General features: G+C 44.6%; 16 protein-coding genes. 5 read left to right on the top strand and 11 right to left on the bottom strand.

The window, feature by feature from the left end; translation table 11 throughout:
* Positions 1–210: 210 nt before the first annotated feature.
* Complete coding sequence (cax, locus tag L1611_RS10885) at positions 211–1,269, top strand: calcium/proton exchanger (RefSeq protein WP_236313116.1); 1,059 nt, start codon at positions 211–213, stop codon at positions 1,267–1,269.
* A gap of 630 nt (positions 1,270–1,899) precedes the next feature.
* On the opposite strand, the gene L1611_RS10880 is transcribed toward cax, so the two are convergent.
* The 11 genes from L1611_RS10880 to uvrB all read right to left on the bottom strand — a co-directional run bounded on the left by L1611_RS10880 (position 1,900) and on the right by uvrB (position 13,724).
* Positions 1,900–2,430: a hypothetical protein gene (locus L1611_RS10880; RefSeq protein WP_236313115.1), complete on the bottom strand. Its 531-nt coding sequence runs from the start codon at positions 2,428–2,430 to the stop codon at positions 1,900–1,902.
* 19 nt (positions 2,431–2,449) lie between these two features.
* Entirely contained in the window at positions 2,450–2,977 is a 528-nt protein-coding gene (locus L1611_RS10875) for an acyltransferase (RefSeq protein WP_236313114.1), read from the bottom strand.
* Entirely contained in the window at positions 2,977–3,621 is a 645-nt protein-coding gene (gene ppaX / locus L1611_RS10870) for a pyrophosphatase PpaX (RefSeq protein WP_236313113.1), read from the bottom strand. The genes L1611_RS10875 and ppaX overlap by 1 nt, the downstream gene beginning before the upstream one ends.
* Positions 3,611–4,564 carry a nucleoside recognition domain-containing protein gene (locus L1611_RS10865; protein WP_236313289.1) on the bottom strand — a complete coding sequence of 318 codons (954 nt, stop codon included), beginning with the start codon at positions 4,562–4,564 and terminating at the stop codon, positions 3,611–3,613. Before L1611_RS10865 ends, ppaX begins: the two co-directional genes overlap by 11 nt.
* A 31-nt stretch (positions 4,565–4,595) precedes the next feature.
* On the bottom strand, positions 4,596–5,408 hold the full coding sequence (gene lgt / locus L1611_RS10860; protein WP_236313112.1) for a prolipoprotein diacylglyceryl transferase: 813 nt from the start codon (positions 5,406–5,408) through the stop codon (positions 4,596–4,598).
* 13 nt (positions 5,409–5,421) lie between these two features.
* On the bottom strand, positions 5,422–6,357 hold the full coding sequence (gene hprK / locus L1611_RS10855; protein ID WP_236313111.1) for an HPr(Ser) kinase/phosphatase: 936 nt from the start codon (positions 6,355–6,357) through the stop codon (positions 5,422–5,424).
* Positions 6,358–6,853: 496 nt separating this feature from the next.
* Positions 6,854–7,219 (bottom strand): phage holin family protein, encoded by a 366-nt coding sequence (locus L1611_RS10850; RefSeq protein WP_236313288.1) that lies wholly within the window; start codon positions 7,217–7,219, stop codon positions 6,854–6,856.
* Positions 7,220–7,228: 9 nt separating this feature from the next.
* On the bottom strand, positions 7,229–8,353 hold the full coding sequence (locus tag L1611_RS10845; protein ID WP_236313110.1) for a DUF4097 family beta strand repeat-containing protein: 1,125 nt from the start codon (positions 8,351–8,353) through the stop codon (positions 7,229–7,231).
* A gap of 51 nt (positions 8,354–8,404) precedes the next feature.
* Complete coding sequence (locus L1611_RS10840; protein WP_236313109.1) at positions 8,405–8,710, bottom strand: hypothetical protein; 306 nt, start codon at positions 8,708–8,710, stop codon at positions 8,405–8,407.
* A gap of 152 nt (positions 8,711–8,862) precedes the next feature.
* The gene (uvrA, locus tag L1611_RS10835; protein ID WP_236313108.1) at positions 8,863–11,736 is read right to left on the bottom strand and encodes an excinuclease ABC subunit UvrA; all 2,874 of its coding nucleotides are present in this window, start codon (positions 11,734–11,736) and stop codon (positions 8,863–8,865) included.
* 5 nt (positions 11,737–11,741) lie between these two features.
* On the bottom strand, positions 11,742–13,724 hold the full coding sequence (gene uvrB, locus L1611_RS10830; protein WP_236313107.1) for an excinuclease ABC subunit UvrB: 1,983 nt from the start codon (positions 13,722–13,724) through the stop codon (positions 11,742–11,744).
* A 434-nt stretch (positions 13,725–14,158) separates the two neighbouring features.
* On the opposite strand from uvrB, the gene L1611_RS10825 reads away from it, so the two are divergent.
* From L1611_RS10825 to L1611_RS10815, 4 genes are all read left to right on the top strand, one after another.
* Positions 14,159–14,437 carry a YobA family protein gene (locus L1611_RS10825; RefSeq protein ID WP_236313106.1) on the top strand — a complete coding sequence of 93 codons (279 nt, stop codon included), beginning with the start codon at positions 14,159–14,161 and terminating at the stop codon, positions 14,435–14,437.
* Positions 14,379–14,540: a DUF3221 domain-containing protein gene (locus L1611_RS20940; RefSeq protein WP_407681721.1), complete on the top strand. Its 162-nt coding sequence runs from the start codon at positions 14,379–14,381 to the stop codon at positions 14,538–14,540. Before L1611_RS10825 ends, L1611_RS20940 begins: the two co-directional genes overlap by 59 nt.
* Before the next feature lie 63 nt (positions 14,541–14,603).
* On the top strand, positions 14,604–15,302 hold the full coding sequence (locus tag L1611_RS10820) for an AIM24 family protein (protein WP_225066488.1): 699 nt from the start codon (positions 14,604–14,606) through the stop codon (positions 15,300–15,302).
* Positions 15,303–15,430: 128 nt separating this feature from the next.
* Positions 15,431–16,288: a sulfite exporter TauE/SafE family protein gene (locus tag L1611_RS10815; RefSeq protein ID WP_236313105.1), complete on the top strand. Its 858-nt coding sequence runs from the start codon at positions 15,431–15,433 to the stop codon at positions 16,286–16,288.
* Positions 16,289–16,524: the final 236 nt, after the last annotated feature.

The following is a 16,524-nucleotide window of genomic DNA, read 5'->3' as shown; positions in this document are numbered from 1 at the left end:
TATCTTTACCCTATTTATTCCTTCTTAAAATAACCAGTGAACAAAAACTTGAATTTTAATTAACATGAATCGTTCCTTACAATTCAGAGTAAGTTAAGATAAAATGAAAATATTAAATAGGCATCCATATATTTTCCCGTACACCCGGCAATTACATAATGGGATTTTCTGCTTGGTACGTATTAAATAAGCTGTGAAAGAAGGTGTCATATGTTCAATAAAATATTTTTCCTTGCCATATTGGTCGGTGTCCCGGTATCTGTAGCAGGCAATATACTGCATTGGCCAGAAGCGATCATGTTCATTATATACTGTCTGACCATCGTAGCTCTTGCCGCTTATATGGGGCGGGCGACAGAAAGCCTCGCTATCCACTCTGGACCGCGGATCGGCGGACTGTTGAACGCTACATTCGGAAATGCTGTTGAACTTATCATTTCGATTTTTGCTTTGAAAGCTGGTTACGTCTCGATCGTCCTTGCCTCTTTGACTGGTTCGGTACTAGGGAACTTGCTCTTGGTCGGTGGTCTTTCCTTTTTCATCGGTGGCCTGCGTTTTAAAAGACAAAGGTTCAATGTCCACGATGCAAGGCATAATTCCGCCTTGCTCATGTTCGGGGTTGTCGTCGCCTTCGTCTTTCCTGAAATTTTTGCGATGAATCTGAATGAGGCTGAAGCCCTGACACTAAGCATTTGGGTCTCCGGAATATTGATCGCACTTTACTTAGGTGCCCTTTTCTTCAAGCTGGTGACACATCGCGGTGTATACAGCACTGAGGGTGGAGATGAGGAACCCCATGATGAAGAAGCTGAATGGACCGGAAAGAAAGCGTTGATCATCCTTGCTCTGGCGACTGCTGCTGTAGCTTATGTAAGTGAAGCGCTCGTCCATACATTCGAAACCGTCGGTGAACAATTCGGCTGGAGTGAAGTATTCATCGGGGTCATCATCGTTGCGATTGTGGGTAATGCTGCAGAACATGCCTCTGCGATCATTATGGCGTACAAAAATAAGATGGATATAGCAGTGGAAATCGCAGTCGGATCAACCCTGCAAATAGCGATGTTTGTTGCACCGGTACTCGTGCTGCTTTCTCTGATTTTCCCTAAACCGATGGCGCTCGTCTTTACGATACCGGAGCTTGTCAGCATGGTGCTCGCCGTCCTCTTGACGAATACGATCGCTAATGACGGTGATACGAACTGGTTCGAAGGGGCCACCCTCCTTGCCGCTTATTTCATTATGGGCGTCGGCTTCTACTTGTTATAAGATAGCCCAATCATTTTGAATATTTCAATCGTAGGGCTGTCCCATTAGTGTCTGACTCTCACCGTCCCTAGCAAACATTTTGAGAAAAAGTGTGTTTTTGAAACAAAATGTTGTGTGGTGGTGTCTGACACTATTGTTTTTGGGACACCCCCTTCCTTTTTTATCTTTGTAAGATGGAAGTCATGTTTGCGTGATGGTGACCAGAAATATGAAAAAAAATGCCGGTCTCTCACAAAAATCAGGTTAAAAAGCAGATTCCACCGATTTTTTCGGTCAATCTAAGAGTAGTATCGTGCTACGGGAGTCTAATTGCACGTTTTTGCAGAACGGTTGCTCGAATATAAAAATTATTGCACGGTTTCATTGATTAATTGCACGATTTCAGAGAACAATTGCGCGAATCCCAAACATATTGCATCAGGAGTAAAAGAATTGCACCGGATTATTAAGAAGTGCACCACTTTGAAGGGGAGCGACCCGAAGTTCTTCACTGGAGGTCCAAAAAGATTGTTGGCACCATAGGAAGACGAAAAAATACTTCATTGTAATTATAAACATAAAAAAAGCCCCACTCTGAAGGAATCGATACAGATTCGCTCAGGATGAAGCTCATAGCTTTAAAGTCTCAATCTATTTATAAACGTGGTTCACATAACGATGGACGAAACGGCGTACTTCCCGTTCCTGGACATGGAAATGGAACTGGCATCTATGGACATTTTTGAAATAACTGAAGTCTGTCTGAAGATATTTCTCGAGTTGCTTTCGATGCATATGTACGACAAGCTCACTCGACTGGTATGGCACAGCAATTTTCAACATTGAAATGTACGGCAGCTCCTTGAACAAATAGACCAAGTTGTCAATCAGCAGTCTTCCGATTTTCATTTTGGTTGAAAAATAATGATCATAATCATCCAGATATTCCGGGCTGACATGGTCACTATTTTCGAAACGGATGACCGCTTCTTTACCGTTCCAATAAGCATCACGGATATAGTCGCTACCTCTTAGACGGGAAACAGCAGACAAAAAGAAGAAACGGTCCTGTTGCTCTGTTTCCTGTTTCACTTTCTTCTGGACAACTGGCCGAACCCAGGCATCGCTTATTTGAAACTCACCATTCATATAGATCAACGACATTCTCTTCTTTTGCTCCATTTGACACCCACCTTTTAATCTATATATCGTCATTATTCGACAATTGTTTATATTTGGCCATCTCTTGTTTTGTATAAATAAGCCTCATAGGATTTCCTCCTACAAATGAACCGGGCTCAACATCCTTATGGACCAATGTTCCGGCTGAAACGACAGCGCCCTCACCGATCGTCACACCGGGCAGGATCGTACTGTTTGCCCCGATCATCACTTCGTCTCCAATATTTACATTACCAAGACGATACTCTTTTATCAAATATTCATGTGTCAAAATTGTCGTATTATATCCGATAATGGCGTTTCGACCGACCGAAATCCGTTCAGGGAACATGATATCGACCATCACCATCAATGCAAAAGCAGTTTGTTCCCCCACTTTCATACCTAAAAAAGTGCGGTACAACCAATTTTTCACTGGGATGATCGGTGTATACCTGGCAAGCTGTATGACTACAAAATTTTTCAATACCTTGAAAAACGGCACCGTTTTGTAGATCTGCCAGAGCGCATTGCTCCCATTTACAGGATGACGCTCAGTATTACGCATTATACATTCACCTCTAGAACTTTTAATAGGTCCGGCATTTCCTCAAGCATGAAATCAGGCTCAGATCGTTCAAGGGCTTCTCTCCCTTTGATCGTCCAGGCAACAGCGGCCGTCAGTGTCCCCGCATTTTTACCAGCCTCAATATCATACTTGCTGTCCCCGACCATGATCGCTGAAGCTGTGTCCGACTGAAGCTTGTCCAACGCAAGGGTCACTGGCTGCGGATCCGGTTTCGCCCGTTCGACATCATCGATAGTCACTATCGTGGTGAAGTATTCACCTAAACCAGTAATCTCTAAACCCAGCTCAACAGCATCCCGCATTTTCGTGGTCACGATTCCAAGCTTAAACCCTTTCTCATGCAAGGTTTTCACAGTATATGCTACACCTTCATAAGGTTGTACATATTTTTCATGATGGGCAAGATTATGCTCTTTATACGTACGGACCATCTCGGCAACCGACGTCTCATCCACTCTTGTAAAAGAATCCATCAAAGGCTCCCCAATGAAGGAAATGATATCTTCACGAGTGTATTGCTTTGGCTTGAACTGTTCCAATGTATGTGTAAATGAAGCGATGATCAAATCATTCGTGTTAATCAATGTTCCATCTAAATCAAAAAGGATCGTATCAATTTTCATAGTTGGCTTCCTTTCGATGTCTATAAACGTTCTTTCCTTCAACACGGTTCCACACAAAAGCAACCACCATCGTCAATAAGATCGCAACAACAAGCCGGATGGCGAGCAACGGCCATACGGGTATTCCGAGCGGTATGAAAATCAACGTATCTTCAATGACAGCATGGCAGGAAACGAGAAAGATGAATGCAAGATAGAGATCCTTCTTTTCAACGCCATCTTCCTTGACTGCCTGCATCATTACTCCAGCACCATATGCAAGCCCGATTAAAATCCCTGCTGCTAGAGTTGTAGACGTATTCGGTTTCATACCGAGTGATCTTGTAATCGGCGACATCCAGCGTGAAAATACCGTCAACCAATTCAAATCCTTCATGATCTGAATGAAAATCATCAATGGGATGACGATCGCTGCAAGCTGGACGATTCCGATGAATCCTTTTTCCAAACCGTGCCATAAAATGTTCCAAAAACCATAAACCTGTTCTTCTGTTCCTGAAATGAATCCGTAGACCGCTTTCTCTGAGCCGCCTTTCCATATAACTGAAATGACGAAGGCGGAAATCAGAGCAAGTCCGATCCGAACGACAAGCACAATCCACATCTTGATCCCGACCTTTGTGGCTACGGAGGATTCAATCAATAGATTATGTGAAAACGAAAGCATGACTGCCAGGATGAACACTTCTTTTACAGTAAGATCAAGACTCAGTATCGCTCCTATACCTGCATATAGGTTTAGAAAGTTACCGATGACAAGCGGCAGGGCTGCTTCACCTGATAGACCGATCCATTTCATCAGAGGCTCTGCAAGCTTCACAAGCCAATCCATCAATGGAGTCTGTCCGAGAATCGTAACAAGAAGTGTGATCGGGAAGATGATTTTTCCTAGCACCCAAGTTGTATCTAAGCCTGCCTTTAAGCCATTTTTCAATGTATTCATCATTTCCCCGCACTTCCCTTTCTCTATGCTGCTATAATTCGTTATATTTTTTATCTGCTAATCCCGTCTTACGGCGATAAATGATAAGACCGATGCTGACGACAATCAACACGATGGAAATCACCTGGGCGATACGCAAATATTCCGTCAGCATCAAGCTGTCTGTCCGCATTCCTTCCACAAAGAATCGTCCAACTGAATAATAAATGACATAAGTCAAAAACAGCTCGCCCCGGCGTAAATTGACGCGTCTCATTCCAATTAACAGGGCAAAACCTATGAAATTCCAGATTGACTCATATAAAAACGTGGGATGATAGTACGCCCCATCTATGTACATCTGATTGATGATCCAATCCGGCAGATGTAAGCCTTCTAAAAATCCACGTGCCACTTCGCCGCCATGGGCTTCCTGATTCATGAAATTTCCCCAGCGTCCGATTGCCTGGCCGAGGATGATACTTGGCGCTGCGATATCCACAAGTTTCCAGAACGATAGATCTTTCACTTTTGAAAACACGTAAGCTGTCAAAAACGAACCGATCAGCGCACCATGGATCGCAATCCCGCCTTCCCAAATTTTGAAGACTTCCCCAAGATGATCTTTATAATAATGCCATTCGAACGTAACATAATAGATCCGCGCACTAATGATCGCTACTGGCACAGCGATCATGACGAGATCAACAAATGTCTCTGAGTTTATGCCTAAACGTTTTGATTCGCGGACTGCGATATATAGTCCGAGTAAAGCTCCAAATCCTATAATAATCCCATACCAGTATATGGTCAATGGCCCGATTTCAAGTGCGACACGGTCCAACGGCTGTATATTTGCAACCATAGCTACTTACCTCCTAAAAGTCATCGTAGTCTGGAGTATCGATGACATTGTTCAGCTTATCCGAAAACTGCTGGGCTGCATTCACACCCATTCTTTTGAGACGGAAATTCATGGCTGCCACCTCGATGATGACAGCAAGGTTACGACCTGGACGGACGGGAACCGTCAACCTCGGAAGCTCACAATCGATGATTTTCATCGTTTCTTCATCAAGACCTAGACGGTCGTATGTTTTGTTCTGATTCCATGTTTCTAGATGGATCGTCAAGGCAATTTTTTTGAAATTACGGATAGCACCAGCCCCGAACAGGGTCATGACGTTGATTATTCCGAGCCCACGGATTTCCAATAAATGCTGGATCAGATCAGGTGGGCTTCCGACTAGAGTCTTTTCATCCTCTTGCCGGATCTCGACCGAATCATCCGCAACCAACCTGTGTCCCCTTTTAACAAGTTCAAGTGCGGTTTCACTTTTGCCTACACCGCTTGCCCCTGTGATGAGAACGCCAATCCCATAGATATCGACAAGGACACCATGGACAGCTGTCGTTGGAGCAAGCTTGCTTTCTAAATAGTTTGTCAGCCGGCTGCTTAGACGGGTCGTCGTCAATTGTGACCGCAAAATCGGGAGGCCCATTTCCTCTGCAGCTTCCCCTAATTCCGGAGGGACCTCCCATCCTCTCGAGATGATGATCCCGGGTGTTTGCTCCCGACAAAGCTTCCGAAGACGTTCCCTGCGAATCCGCTCATCAAGACCGTTCACAAATGACAATTCTGTCTTCCCTAACAGCTGGAGACGGTCAGCTGGATAATAGGCAAAATACCCAGCCATCTCAAGGCCAGGACGGGAAATATCACTTGTCGAAATCGTTCGATGGATCCCGCGTTCGCCATGGACGAGCTCCAATCGGAATTCATCGATCAAATCTTTTATATGTACGTTCGCCATGAAGATCCCTCCTACTTTTTAGCGTTTCTACCACACTATATTTTAGCATTCTTTTGCAAATCATGCCGAATCTACACTTGGTTTTCCATAAATAGGATGAAAAATCAGGGGTCACTTAAGTAAATCACCGAAATATTTCGGATTTGCACCGATAAATTTCAACTTTGCACCGATATATTGTTCATTTGCTCCGATAAAATTGGAAATCGCCTCGAATTATAATTTTACGCCATTACGCTATGAAAAGAATCCATCAAAACGATCAAAAATGGAGGTGAAACCGGTATAGAGATGATTTAGAGAGGCGGTCGGCACTGGAATCGCTTACATGTACGAAGACAAAGAACTTTAATGAGATAAAAATGAGGATGCCTTATAATAAAGGCAGATCTGAGGATGAGCTTTGATAATCAGAGGTAGTAAGAAAGTACTGAATGGACACTAAAATGACTGACCAAGAAGCGATTTTCATCGAATCCAGGCCAGTCTTCACTTTTTAACGTTCTTTCAACGGTTTGACGATCAAGTTATTGATCAACAAGTTCAATATCGAAATGATAACCGCTGCGAGAAGCGCCATGCTGAAACCAGAGATCATGAATGAATCTCCCATTAATGCCTGCGTCAGCATCAGTGTAATCGCATTGATGACGAACAAGAAAAGCCCCAGGCTTAATATCGTTACAGGTAAGGTCAAAATCACTAAAATCGGTTTGACGATTACATTCATGATCGCCAACAATATACTAGCAATGATGGCCGCTCCGATTCCGGATAAATAAAATGACTCACTGAAAAAACCAGAGACGACCATCAATACGATCGTATTAACGATTAAAGAAACAATCCATCCTTTCACAATCCTACCTCCTTACCGCTTCGCAATCGTAATCGAACCGGTCTTCGCAATTGCTTCAACTTCATAGGTAGTCGGCGCCCCTTCGTTCGCTATGAACTCCATACGCCTGAGCACCACATCCTTTGTTTCCTTTTTAATATCAACATTATCAAGGAAACAATTCAAACTTCCAATTGTAGCTCTCATATTTCCATCAACACGCAGGCTGTCCGGTACGAGGATTTCAATTTTACCTGCGACTGTTTTGAATGAAGCTTTTCCTGGCATGGCTTCATCCAGTGTAAATGTAATCGAACCATTCAGGGTTTCAGCCTCTACGTCTTCATATTTTCCATTTAAGCGAATCGCCCCGTTCAGCGTCTCGAGATCAAGCTTTTGCCAACTGCCATTCTCTAATCTGATTTTTCCATTCGATGTCGAGGCATTCAAGGATCCACCATCTACCCGGTTCAATGACACAGCGCCGTTTGTCGTGCGCACGATCATCCGGTTGGTCTGTAATTCATCAAGTGTAATTGGGCCATTCCCTGTACGCAGTTGGATTTCCTCATACACTTTTGTCGGCACATACATATGCGCTTGCACCTTCAAGCGGTTTTCATCCACCAGGAACTGGAGCTCTCCTGTTTCTGTTCCAAAGTGAGTATTTTTCAAAAAATAGGCCTTCGCCTCTTCAGCCGACTGGGTCCTATAAACAGAAGCACGGCACTCCACCCGGACGCTTTGTTCTTCCCATTGGTGCAGCTGGATCCCCCCATTGGTTACACGGACCTTCAATCGGTTGAAATCGACCTCATTTTCTTGGAAAATATGATCGACTTCTATTGATTGACCGAAATTGAAATCAAAATCTGTATCTTTTAATTTGGTCACTACCCGATCGATCAAGCCGGAAAACTTACTGATCGTAGACAGTTCGGATTTTTTCCCATACGTACTGGATTTGCTTCTCTCCTGGTTTTCCTGCTCGTTGGATTTTTGTTTTTGATCGATGTTTTCGACTGATGGAGCCTCGGGAGTCTGCATCTGCTCTTTGTCGGTACGGTCATTTCCCATTGCCTTCAATAACTCAACCGCCTCAGCTGATGTAATCTTCCCTTCATCCAGCATTCTTAAAATCATCTTCCGTTCTTCCATTTCAAATCCCCCTCCATATTCAAAGTTATCAGGTTATGTTTATTCAAAATGCTATTTCTGTTGTAAGACGCGAATGCCCTTCATAAGGTTCCAGATGGCAGCGGTCACTGCAACTCCGCCTAATAGGATCATACTGATAATCGTAAAATGATTCAGGATCTGGCCGGACTCAAAAAATAAAATCGACAAGGTCGCTAAGGCAATCACTGGGATTAAATGTGAGGTAGATGCAAGCCTAGCATGCTGCCTTACATCTAAATCATCAATTAGCAGAAAAATGATGGCTGGTACGATGAAAGGCGCGAAAAATATACTCATATAACTTAATGATTTAAACAACTTCCCCGATGAAGACACCCTTGTTCTCCCCCATTCAAAATATGAAAATGAATATTTGAAGCACTTATTATATGTATGTGATACGGCTGTCTGACATTCAGCACTCTATTGATTCGACATAAATAAAAAAAAGCCTTCTAAGAGCAGCCATCTTAGAAGACTTTACGATTTTATTTCGCTATGGTTTCAGTTTTCTTGATTTTCGCTTCCATACGTTTGCGATCACGCTTCAAAATAGGAGCTAAATACTTACCTGTATAGGAAGCTTTGTTCTCAGCGATTTCTTCAGGTGTACCAGTACCTACAATCGTGCCGCCCTTGTCCCCGCCTTCTGGGCCGAGATCGATGATATGGTCAACCGCCTTGATAACATCGAGGTTATGCTCAATGACCAGAACCGAATCTCCATTATCAACGAGACGCTGGAGGACAGTCAACAAACGCGAAATGTCATGAACATGCAAGCCTGTCGTCGGTTCGTCAAGTATATAGAACGTTTTTCCTGTTGAACGCTTGTGCAGCTGGGAAGCGAGCTTAACACGTTGTGCTTCCCCTCCAGATATCGTAGTCGAGGATTGTCCGAGCTTGATGTAGCCGAGACCGACGTCCATCATCGTCTGGACTTTCCGTTTGATCTTAGGGATGTTTGCGAAAAACTCAACCGCTTCCTCAACGGTCATGTCAAGAATATCTGCGATGTTCTTCCCTTTATATTTCACTTCAAGGGTTTCGCGGTTGTATCGTTTCCCATGACAAATTTCGCACGGAACGTACACATCCGGCAGGAAGTGCATTTCGATTTTGATAATTCCATCTCCGCGGCACGCTTCACAACGACCACCTTTTACGTTGAAGGAAAAACGACCTTTCTTGTAGCCTCTCACCTTCGCTTCGTTCGTTTGCGCAAAAACGTCTCGGATGTCATCAAAGACACCGATGTATGTCGCTGGATTCGAGCGTGGTGTACGGCCGATAGGAGACTGGTCAATATCAATGACTTTGTCGATGTGATCGAGTCCTAGGATCTTTTTGTGCTCACCCGGCTTCTCCTTGGCACGATGAAGCTTTTGTGCAAGTGACTTGTGAAGGATCTCATTGATCAAGGTGCTTTTACCAGAACCTGAGACTCCTGTAACACCCGTAAAAACACCTAGCGGGATATCTACGTTCACTTTTTTCAAATTGTTTTCGGTAGCATCTTCAATCGTCAGCTTACGGCCGTCCGATTTCCTTCTCTCATTCGGAAGAGGAATGAATCGTTTCCCAGACAAGTAATTTCCGGTCAGCGAATTTACATCATCCATGATTTCCTGAGGTGAACCCTGTGCGGTGATCTCCCCGCCATGTGCTCCAGCTCCTGGTCCGATATCAATGATGTAATCGGCGGCCAGCATTGTATCCTCATCGTGTTCGACGACAATCAACGTATTTCCGAGGCTTCGCATCTCTTCCAGTGTGTTGATTAATCGATCGTTGTCTCGTTGATGTAATCCGATTGACGGTTCATCTAAGATATAAAGGACACCAGTCAAGCGTGAGCCGACCTGGGTTGCGAGACGGATACGCTGTGCTTCCCCGCCTGATAATGTGCCTGCGGCTCTGCTCAATGTAAGATAATCGAGTCCGACATTCACGAGGAAACCAAGACGATCATTGATTTCACGCAAAATCAACCGCCCGATCTGTTCTTCCTTTTTCGTTAAATCAAGATTTCTGAAAAACTTGTCCGCATCCTTTACAGACATGTCCGTGATGTTTCCGATATGATGATCTCTGATCCGGACCGCCAGCGCTTCCGGCTTCAACCTGTGGCCATTACAGCTTGGACAAGGCTTTTGCGCCATATAGCCTTCCATCTGTTCGCGGATGTAATCAGAACTTGTTTCACGATAACGGCGCTTGATATTATTCACGACACCTTCAAAATGAATCTTGTTTTCCCTCACTTGGCCGAAATCATTCTCATAGCGGAAATAAATTTTATCCCTTCCGCTGCCATATAAAATTTTATCCATTTGTGTTTTGTTAAGCTTTTTGACCGGGACATCCATGTCGATACCGTAATGATCGCATATGCTTTTCAAAAGCTGAGGGTAGTATTGGGAACTTTGCGGCTCCCACGGGGCAATCGCATGGTCACGCAGCGTACGGTCCCAATCTGGAATAATCAGGTCCAGATCCACCTCAAGCTTCGTACCTAATCCATCACAGGATGTACACGCCCCGAACGGACTATTGAAAGAGAACAAGCGAGGCTCAAGTTCTCCGATTGAAAAACCACAATAAGGACATGCATGATGCTGGCTGAACAATAGCTCGTCCTCGTCGATAACATCGACGATCACCTTTCCATCTGCAATGTTCAATGCCGTTTCAAGTGAATCTGCAAGCCGTGTTTCTACACCCTCTTTAACGACGATCCTGTCAATGACGATTTCGATCGAGTGCTTTTTATTTTTTTCAAGCTTGATCTCTTCACTGACGTCCATGATTTCCCCATCAACACGAACACGAACATATCCTTCCTTCTTGATATCCTCAAGGACCTTCACATGTTCCCCTTTACGCCCGGATACGACCGGTGCCAGGATCTGAAGTTTCGTACGTTCGGGATATTCGATGATACGGTCGACCATCTGCTGTATCGTTTGGGAAGTGATCGGAACATTATGATTCGGACAGATCGGCATACCGATCCGCGCAAACAAGAGCCGCAGGTAATCATAAATTTCCGTGACCGTACCTACTGTAGAACGGGGATTCTTACTTGTCGTCTTCTGGTCGATTGAAATCGCTGGTGACAGCCCTTCGATCGAATCGACATCGGGCTTGTCCATTTGGCCTAAAAATTGACGTGCGTATGCAGAAAGCGACTCTACGTAACGGCGTTGACCTTCTGCATAAATCGTATCGAAAGCAAGAGAAGACTTTCCTGAACCGGATAAGCCAGTCATGACGACCAGCTTATTCCGAGGAATCGTGACATTGATCCCTTTCAGGTTGTGTTCCCTCGCTCCTTTTATCGTTATATATTCATTTGCCATTGGAGTCATCCTTCCGCTTTTAGCTCTAATACCATGTCACGTAGCTCAGCTGCACGCTCGAAATCGAGACCCTTCGCAGCCTGCTTCATTTCTTTTTCCATCCGCTCGATCACTTTTTCCCGTTCCTTCTTATTCATTTTCTTGACAGCTTTCGCTTGTCCGGCTTCCGCCTCATCCTCAGCTGCAATCGTTGCACGGATCAAGTCCGGAATCGCCTTTTGGATCGTTTGCGGTGTAACACCGTGCTTTTCGTTATAAGCAATCTGCTTCTTACGACGACGTTCTGTCTCGTCGAGCGCAATCCGCATCGAATTGGTGACCTTATCTGCATACATGATGACGTGACCGTTCGCATTACGTGCAGCACGTCCGATCGTCTGGATCAAGGAACGTTCAGCTCTCAAAAAACCTTCCTTATCGGCATCCAATATGGCAACGAGCGATACTTCAGGAATATCCAGACCTTCACGAAGAAGGTTGATCCCGACAAGGACATCAAACACACCTCTACGCAGATCACGGATGATTTCGATCCGCTCGAGCGTCTTGATTTCCGAGTGCAGATAACGGACCTTCACGCCGTTTTCATTCAAGTAATCAGTCAAGTCTTCTGACATTTTTTTCGTCAAGGTTGTGACAAGGACTCTCTCATTCTTATCTACCCGTTCTTGTATTTCATCCATCAAGTCATCAATCTGACCCTCAATCGGCTTAACTTCGATTGTAGGATCAAGGAGACCAGTAGGACGGATGATCTGCTCGACCATTTCAGGGGAGTGTTCAAGCTCGTAAGGTCCAGGCGTCGCGGATACATAGACCGCTTGACTGACCTTCTCTTCGAATTCCTCGAACTTCAGCGGCCTGTTGTCTTTAGCCGACGGCAATCGGAAACCATGCTCGACAAGCACTTCTTTCCGTGCCTGGTCACCGTTATACATTCCACGGACCTGCGGAAGCGTCACATGTGACTCATCGACCATCAACAGAAAGTCCTTCGGGAAGTAATCCATCAACGTATAAGGCGTCGAGCCGGCAGGACGGAGGGTCAAATGACGGGAGTAGTTTTCGATTCCTGAACAAAAGCCCATCTCCTGCATCATTTCGATATCGTAACGCGTACGCTGTTCGATCCGCTGTGCCTCCAGAAGTTTATCCTGATCCCTCAACTCTTTGAGGCGTTCCTCAAGTTCAGCCTGGATGTGTTCGATTGCGATTTTCATCTTCTCTTCACGGGTTACGAAGTGGGAAGCCGGAAAGATCACAACATGATTGCGTTCACCGAGGATCTCACCTGTCAGGGCATTGACCTCAGTAATCCGATCGATCTCGTCACCGAAAAATTCGATCCGGATACAATGCTCATCACGTGATGCTGGAAAAATCTCGACGACATCACCGCGGACACGGAACGTACCACGGGTGAAATTCACATCGTTCCTCGCATATTGGATATCGACAAGGTCACGGAGCAGCTGATTCCGGTCCTTCTCCATGTCCGGTCGGAGCGATACGACGAGTTCACGGTATTCTTCAGGATTACCTAAACCATAGATACAGGATACACTTGCGACGATGATGACATCATTACGCTCAAAAAGTGATGATGTCGCAGAGTGGCGCAGCTTATCGATTTCATCATTGATGCTTGCATCTTTTTCTATGAAAGTATCGGACTGAGGTATGTACGCCTCAGGCTGATAATAGTCATAGTAACTGACGAAATACTCTACCGCATTATTCGGGAAGAGTTCTTTAAACTCACTATACAACTGGCCTGCCAGCGTCTTGTTATGTGCGATGACAAGCGTGGGCTTATTGACCTGCCGGATGACATTCGACATCGTGAACGTCTTTCCTGTACCTGTTGCACCGAGCAACGTCTGGTGCCTTTTTCCAGCCTTGATCCCTTCGATCAATTTCTTGATTGCGGTAGGCTGATCCCCTTCAGGCTGGTATTTCGATACTAATTCAAACTGCTTCTCACTCATGCGACAACCCTCCGATTCTTAAATCTCACTATCAAACATTATAGCACAGGATCAGGAAAAAATAACAAGAAAAACGAACTTACATTCGCCTTCTTTCGCCTGTTGGCCCTGTTATGTTAAATATTGGTGCCTATTTTGCGATTTCGCTCCCCTTCCACCGGACGATTCCGCAATCCTCACCACTTGTACACAGATGTGCTGGTTTCCACGTTCACCACAGGACGTGTTGGTTTTTAGTCAAAGATCCTTTTATGTGCAGGCCACTTGAGGGGTAACGCCTGGTTCGCTTTTCCCGCACCAGTGCCGTGAATTTGCTTAAGGATTTGTAAAAGTGATTATACTTTCTTCAAGTGGATGAAACAACAGACATGCTTTTCCCGTCTATATAGATAAGGAAACTTGAAATCACGCATCACTGACTTGGAGGACCTGCTATGAAAAGATGGTTATATGGAGCTGTACTGATTGTCTGTATGTTTCTATTCGCAAATTTCGTCATTATTCCGAACTTGCCTGGAAATGCAAATATGCCTGAAGAGGATATATGGGAGCAATCGATCACTGGCTATATTGTCGATAAAGAAGATGAACGTATTCTTGTTTTGGAGGGAATTGAAAAGGAGCAATTGAAGGGTTTTGAACCGAAAAAGATTGATGACTATCCTGTTGGAGGAGCCTATTTGGTTCCATGTGGAATCACCACAATCCTATAAGGTCGGCCAGAAAGTAGAGGTTTGGCCAAAAGGGGCAATCGCAGAATCTTATCCTGCTCAGGGAGAAGCTGGGAGGATCAATATAATAGAAGATATCGAATAAAAGGAACGAAGGACTGTAATGGCGAATTGAACGGATAGACTATTAAAAATTGAAGGTGATAGAATGTCCAAATATTCAATTGAAGAGTTCGTCAGACAAACTTCCCAGGAGGATAAAGGCGAAGGCCTTTTCGAGCTCGAAACTCCCCGTATCCTGGAGATCAATCTTGACGGCAACATCTGGGCGAAGATGGGTTCGATGGTCACTTACCATGGGAACATCAAATTTGTCCGGGAAGGGATCCTTGAACATGGACTTGGCAAAATGTTCAAAAAAGCATTGACCGGTGAAGGTGCCGCCCTCATGAAAGCGAACGGTTCAGGGAAGCTCTATCTCGCTGACCAGGGAAAGAAAATTACGATCCTCCAATTACAAAATGATTCGATTTATGTAAACGGAAATGACTTGCTCGCATTCGAACCCTCAATCGATTGGGATATCAAATTGATGAGGCGCATCACCGGGATGATGGCAGGCGGTCTGTTCAACGTTCATTGCCAGGGGACAGGGATGATCGCCATCACGTCCCACTACGAACCGTTGACAATCCAGGTGTACCCGGGACGACCAGTCTATACCGATCCGAATGCCACCGTCGCATGGTCCGGGTCCCTCTCCCCTGATTTCCAGACGGATGTCTCTTTGAAAACGTTCTTCGGTCGAGGGAGCGGTGAATCGATCCAGATGAAATTCGAAGGCAATGGGTTTGTGGTCGTACAGCCATATGAGGAAATTTACATGCAGCAAAACAGTGGAAACTAGATACTTTTCAGCCGAAAAGTGGCCTTGAGCCACTTTTTCTATTTATGGAAAAGGAACGAGGTGGAACTCATGAATCCTTTCCTGTAACATAGAAGGAGTGGATATTGCTTTTTTAAGAAGGAGAACTTATGGAATTACTATATATCTTTCTTGGTTTCACTGTCGGGATTTTATCTGGTTACTTCGGGATCGGTGGCGGATTCATTTTGACTCCAGTGTTGATGTTGATCGGCTATGCACCCGTGGTCGCGATCACGACAAGCCTGTTATACGCGATCGGCTCTTCGGTTTCGGGCGTATGGGCACATTTTAAAATGAACAATGTCGTATGGAAGACAGCAGTCTTGCTTGGCTTAAGTGGTGTTGTTGCAACCCAATTCGCGAAACCATTCGTACTCTGGCTGGAACGGAACGGCTTCGATGAAACGATTATTCCAATTCTTTATGCTTTGATCATTGGTTATTTCGCGTATTCTCTCTTAAAGAAACCTGATAAGAAAATAACCGTGAAAATGGTAGAGTCCGGGCTTCTCAAAATAATAATCATCGGCTTCATCGGTGGATTTTTGTCCGCGACATTAGGAGTAGGCGGCGGATTTGTCATGGTACCGCTTATGATTTCTATCATGGGTATTGAATCTCGAAAAGCAGTCGGAACAAGTCTTGTCAGTGTGTTAATGATCGTTACAGCAGGTTTCATCTCTTATGCGGTCACGATTGATATCGACTATCTGCTTGGATTCATATTGGTTGCCGGAGCATTATTCGGTGGCCAGGTAGGGGCAAAATTAACATCATTCTATTCGAACGACCAGATCAAAAAATACTTCGGCCTACTTTACATTACGACGCTCGTCAGCATTTTGTTCGAATTGTTCAATCTTGACATTGCCGGTATTTCAACCCTTGGACTTTACATGATCATCCTGCTTGGTAAGTTTACAAAAGACTTGATCCAGCGGAGACATCAAAAGTCACTATCATAAGTTGGAAAGACAATACCTGAAAATATAGTCAAAATCATATAAATGAGGGTAGAGGCTGACCCAAAAGTTTTGACAAAAGCTTTTACCGGAAACAGGAGACCCCTATCTGCTCAAAAACCTTATGCTTCAAAAAAATACAGGGCACCAGAGATCTTATTTGGTAAAATTCATTAAAAATCAACAGCCTCTTACCAGGATAGCGGAATGGATCTCCTCTAAAATGATGTACTCCTTTG

Origin of the sequence: Pseudalkalibacillus salsuginis (genome assembly GCF_021646685.1) — a bacterium.
Lineage (GTDB): Bacteria > Bacillota > Bacilli > Bacillales > Fictibacillaceae > Pseudalkalibacillus > Pseudalkalibacillus salsuginis.
This window is presented reverse-complemented; position numbering and strand designations above follow the sequence as displayed.

Bases quoted from the DNA above. Each gene is read 5' to 3' on its own strand.
- cax (WP_236313116.1), top strand. From the start codon at position 211: ATGTTCAATAAAATATTTTTCCTTGCCATATTGGTCGGTGTCCCGGTA.
- L1611_RS10880 (WP_236313115.1), bottom strand. From the start codon at position 2,430: ATGGAGCAAAAGAAGAGAATGTCGTTGATCTATATGAATGGTGAGTTT.
- L1611_RS10875 (WP_236313114.1), bottom strand. From the start codon at position 2,977: ATGCGTAATACTGAGCGTCATCCTGTAAATGGGAGCAATGCGCTCTGG.
- ppaX (WP_236313113.1), bottom strand. From the start codon at position 3,621: ATGAAAATTGATACGATCCTTTTTGATTTAGATGGAACATTGATTAAC.
- L1611_RS10865 (WP_236313289.1), bottom strand. From the start codon at position 4,564: ATGAATACATTGAAAAATGGCTTAAAGGCAGGCTTAGATACAACTTGG.
- lgt (WP_236313112.1), bottom strand. From the start codon at position 5,408: ATGGTTGCAAATATACAGCCGTTGGACCGTGTCGCACTTGAAATCGGG.
- hprK (WP_236313111.1), bottom strand. From the start codon at position 6,357: ATGGCGAACGTACATATAAAAGATTTGATCGATGAATTCCGATTGGAG.
- L1611_RS10845 (WP_236313110.1), bottom strand. From the start codon at position 8,353: ATGGAAGAACGGAAGATGATTTTAAGAATGCTGGATGAAGGGAAGATT.
- uvrA (WP_236313108.1), bottom strand. From the start codon at position 11,736: ATGGCAAATGAATATATAACGATAAAAGGAGCGAGGGAACACAACCTG.
- uvrB (WP_236313107.1), bottom strand. From the start codon at position 13,724: ATGAGTGAGAAGCAGTTTGAATTAGTATCGAAATACCAGCCTGAAGGG.
- L1611_RS10825 (WP_236313106.1), top strand. From the start codon at position 14,159: ATGAAAAGATGGTTATATGGAGCTGTACTGATTGTCTGTATGTTTCTA.
- L1611_RS20940 (WP_407681721.1), top strand. From the start codon at position 14,379: ATGACTATCCTGTTGGAGGAGCCTATTTGGTTCCATGTGGAATCACCA.
- L1611_RS10820 (WP_225066488.1), top strand. From the start codon at position 14,604: ATGTCCAAATATTCAATTGAAGAGTTCGTCAGACAAACTTCCCAGGAG.
- L1611_RS10815 (WP_236313105.1), top strand. From the start codon at position 15,431: ATGGAATTACTATATATCTTTCTTGGTTTCACTGTCGGGATTTTATCT.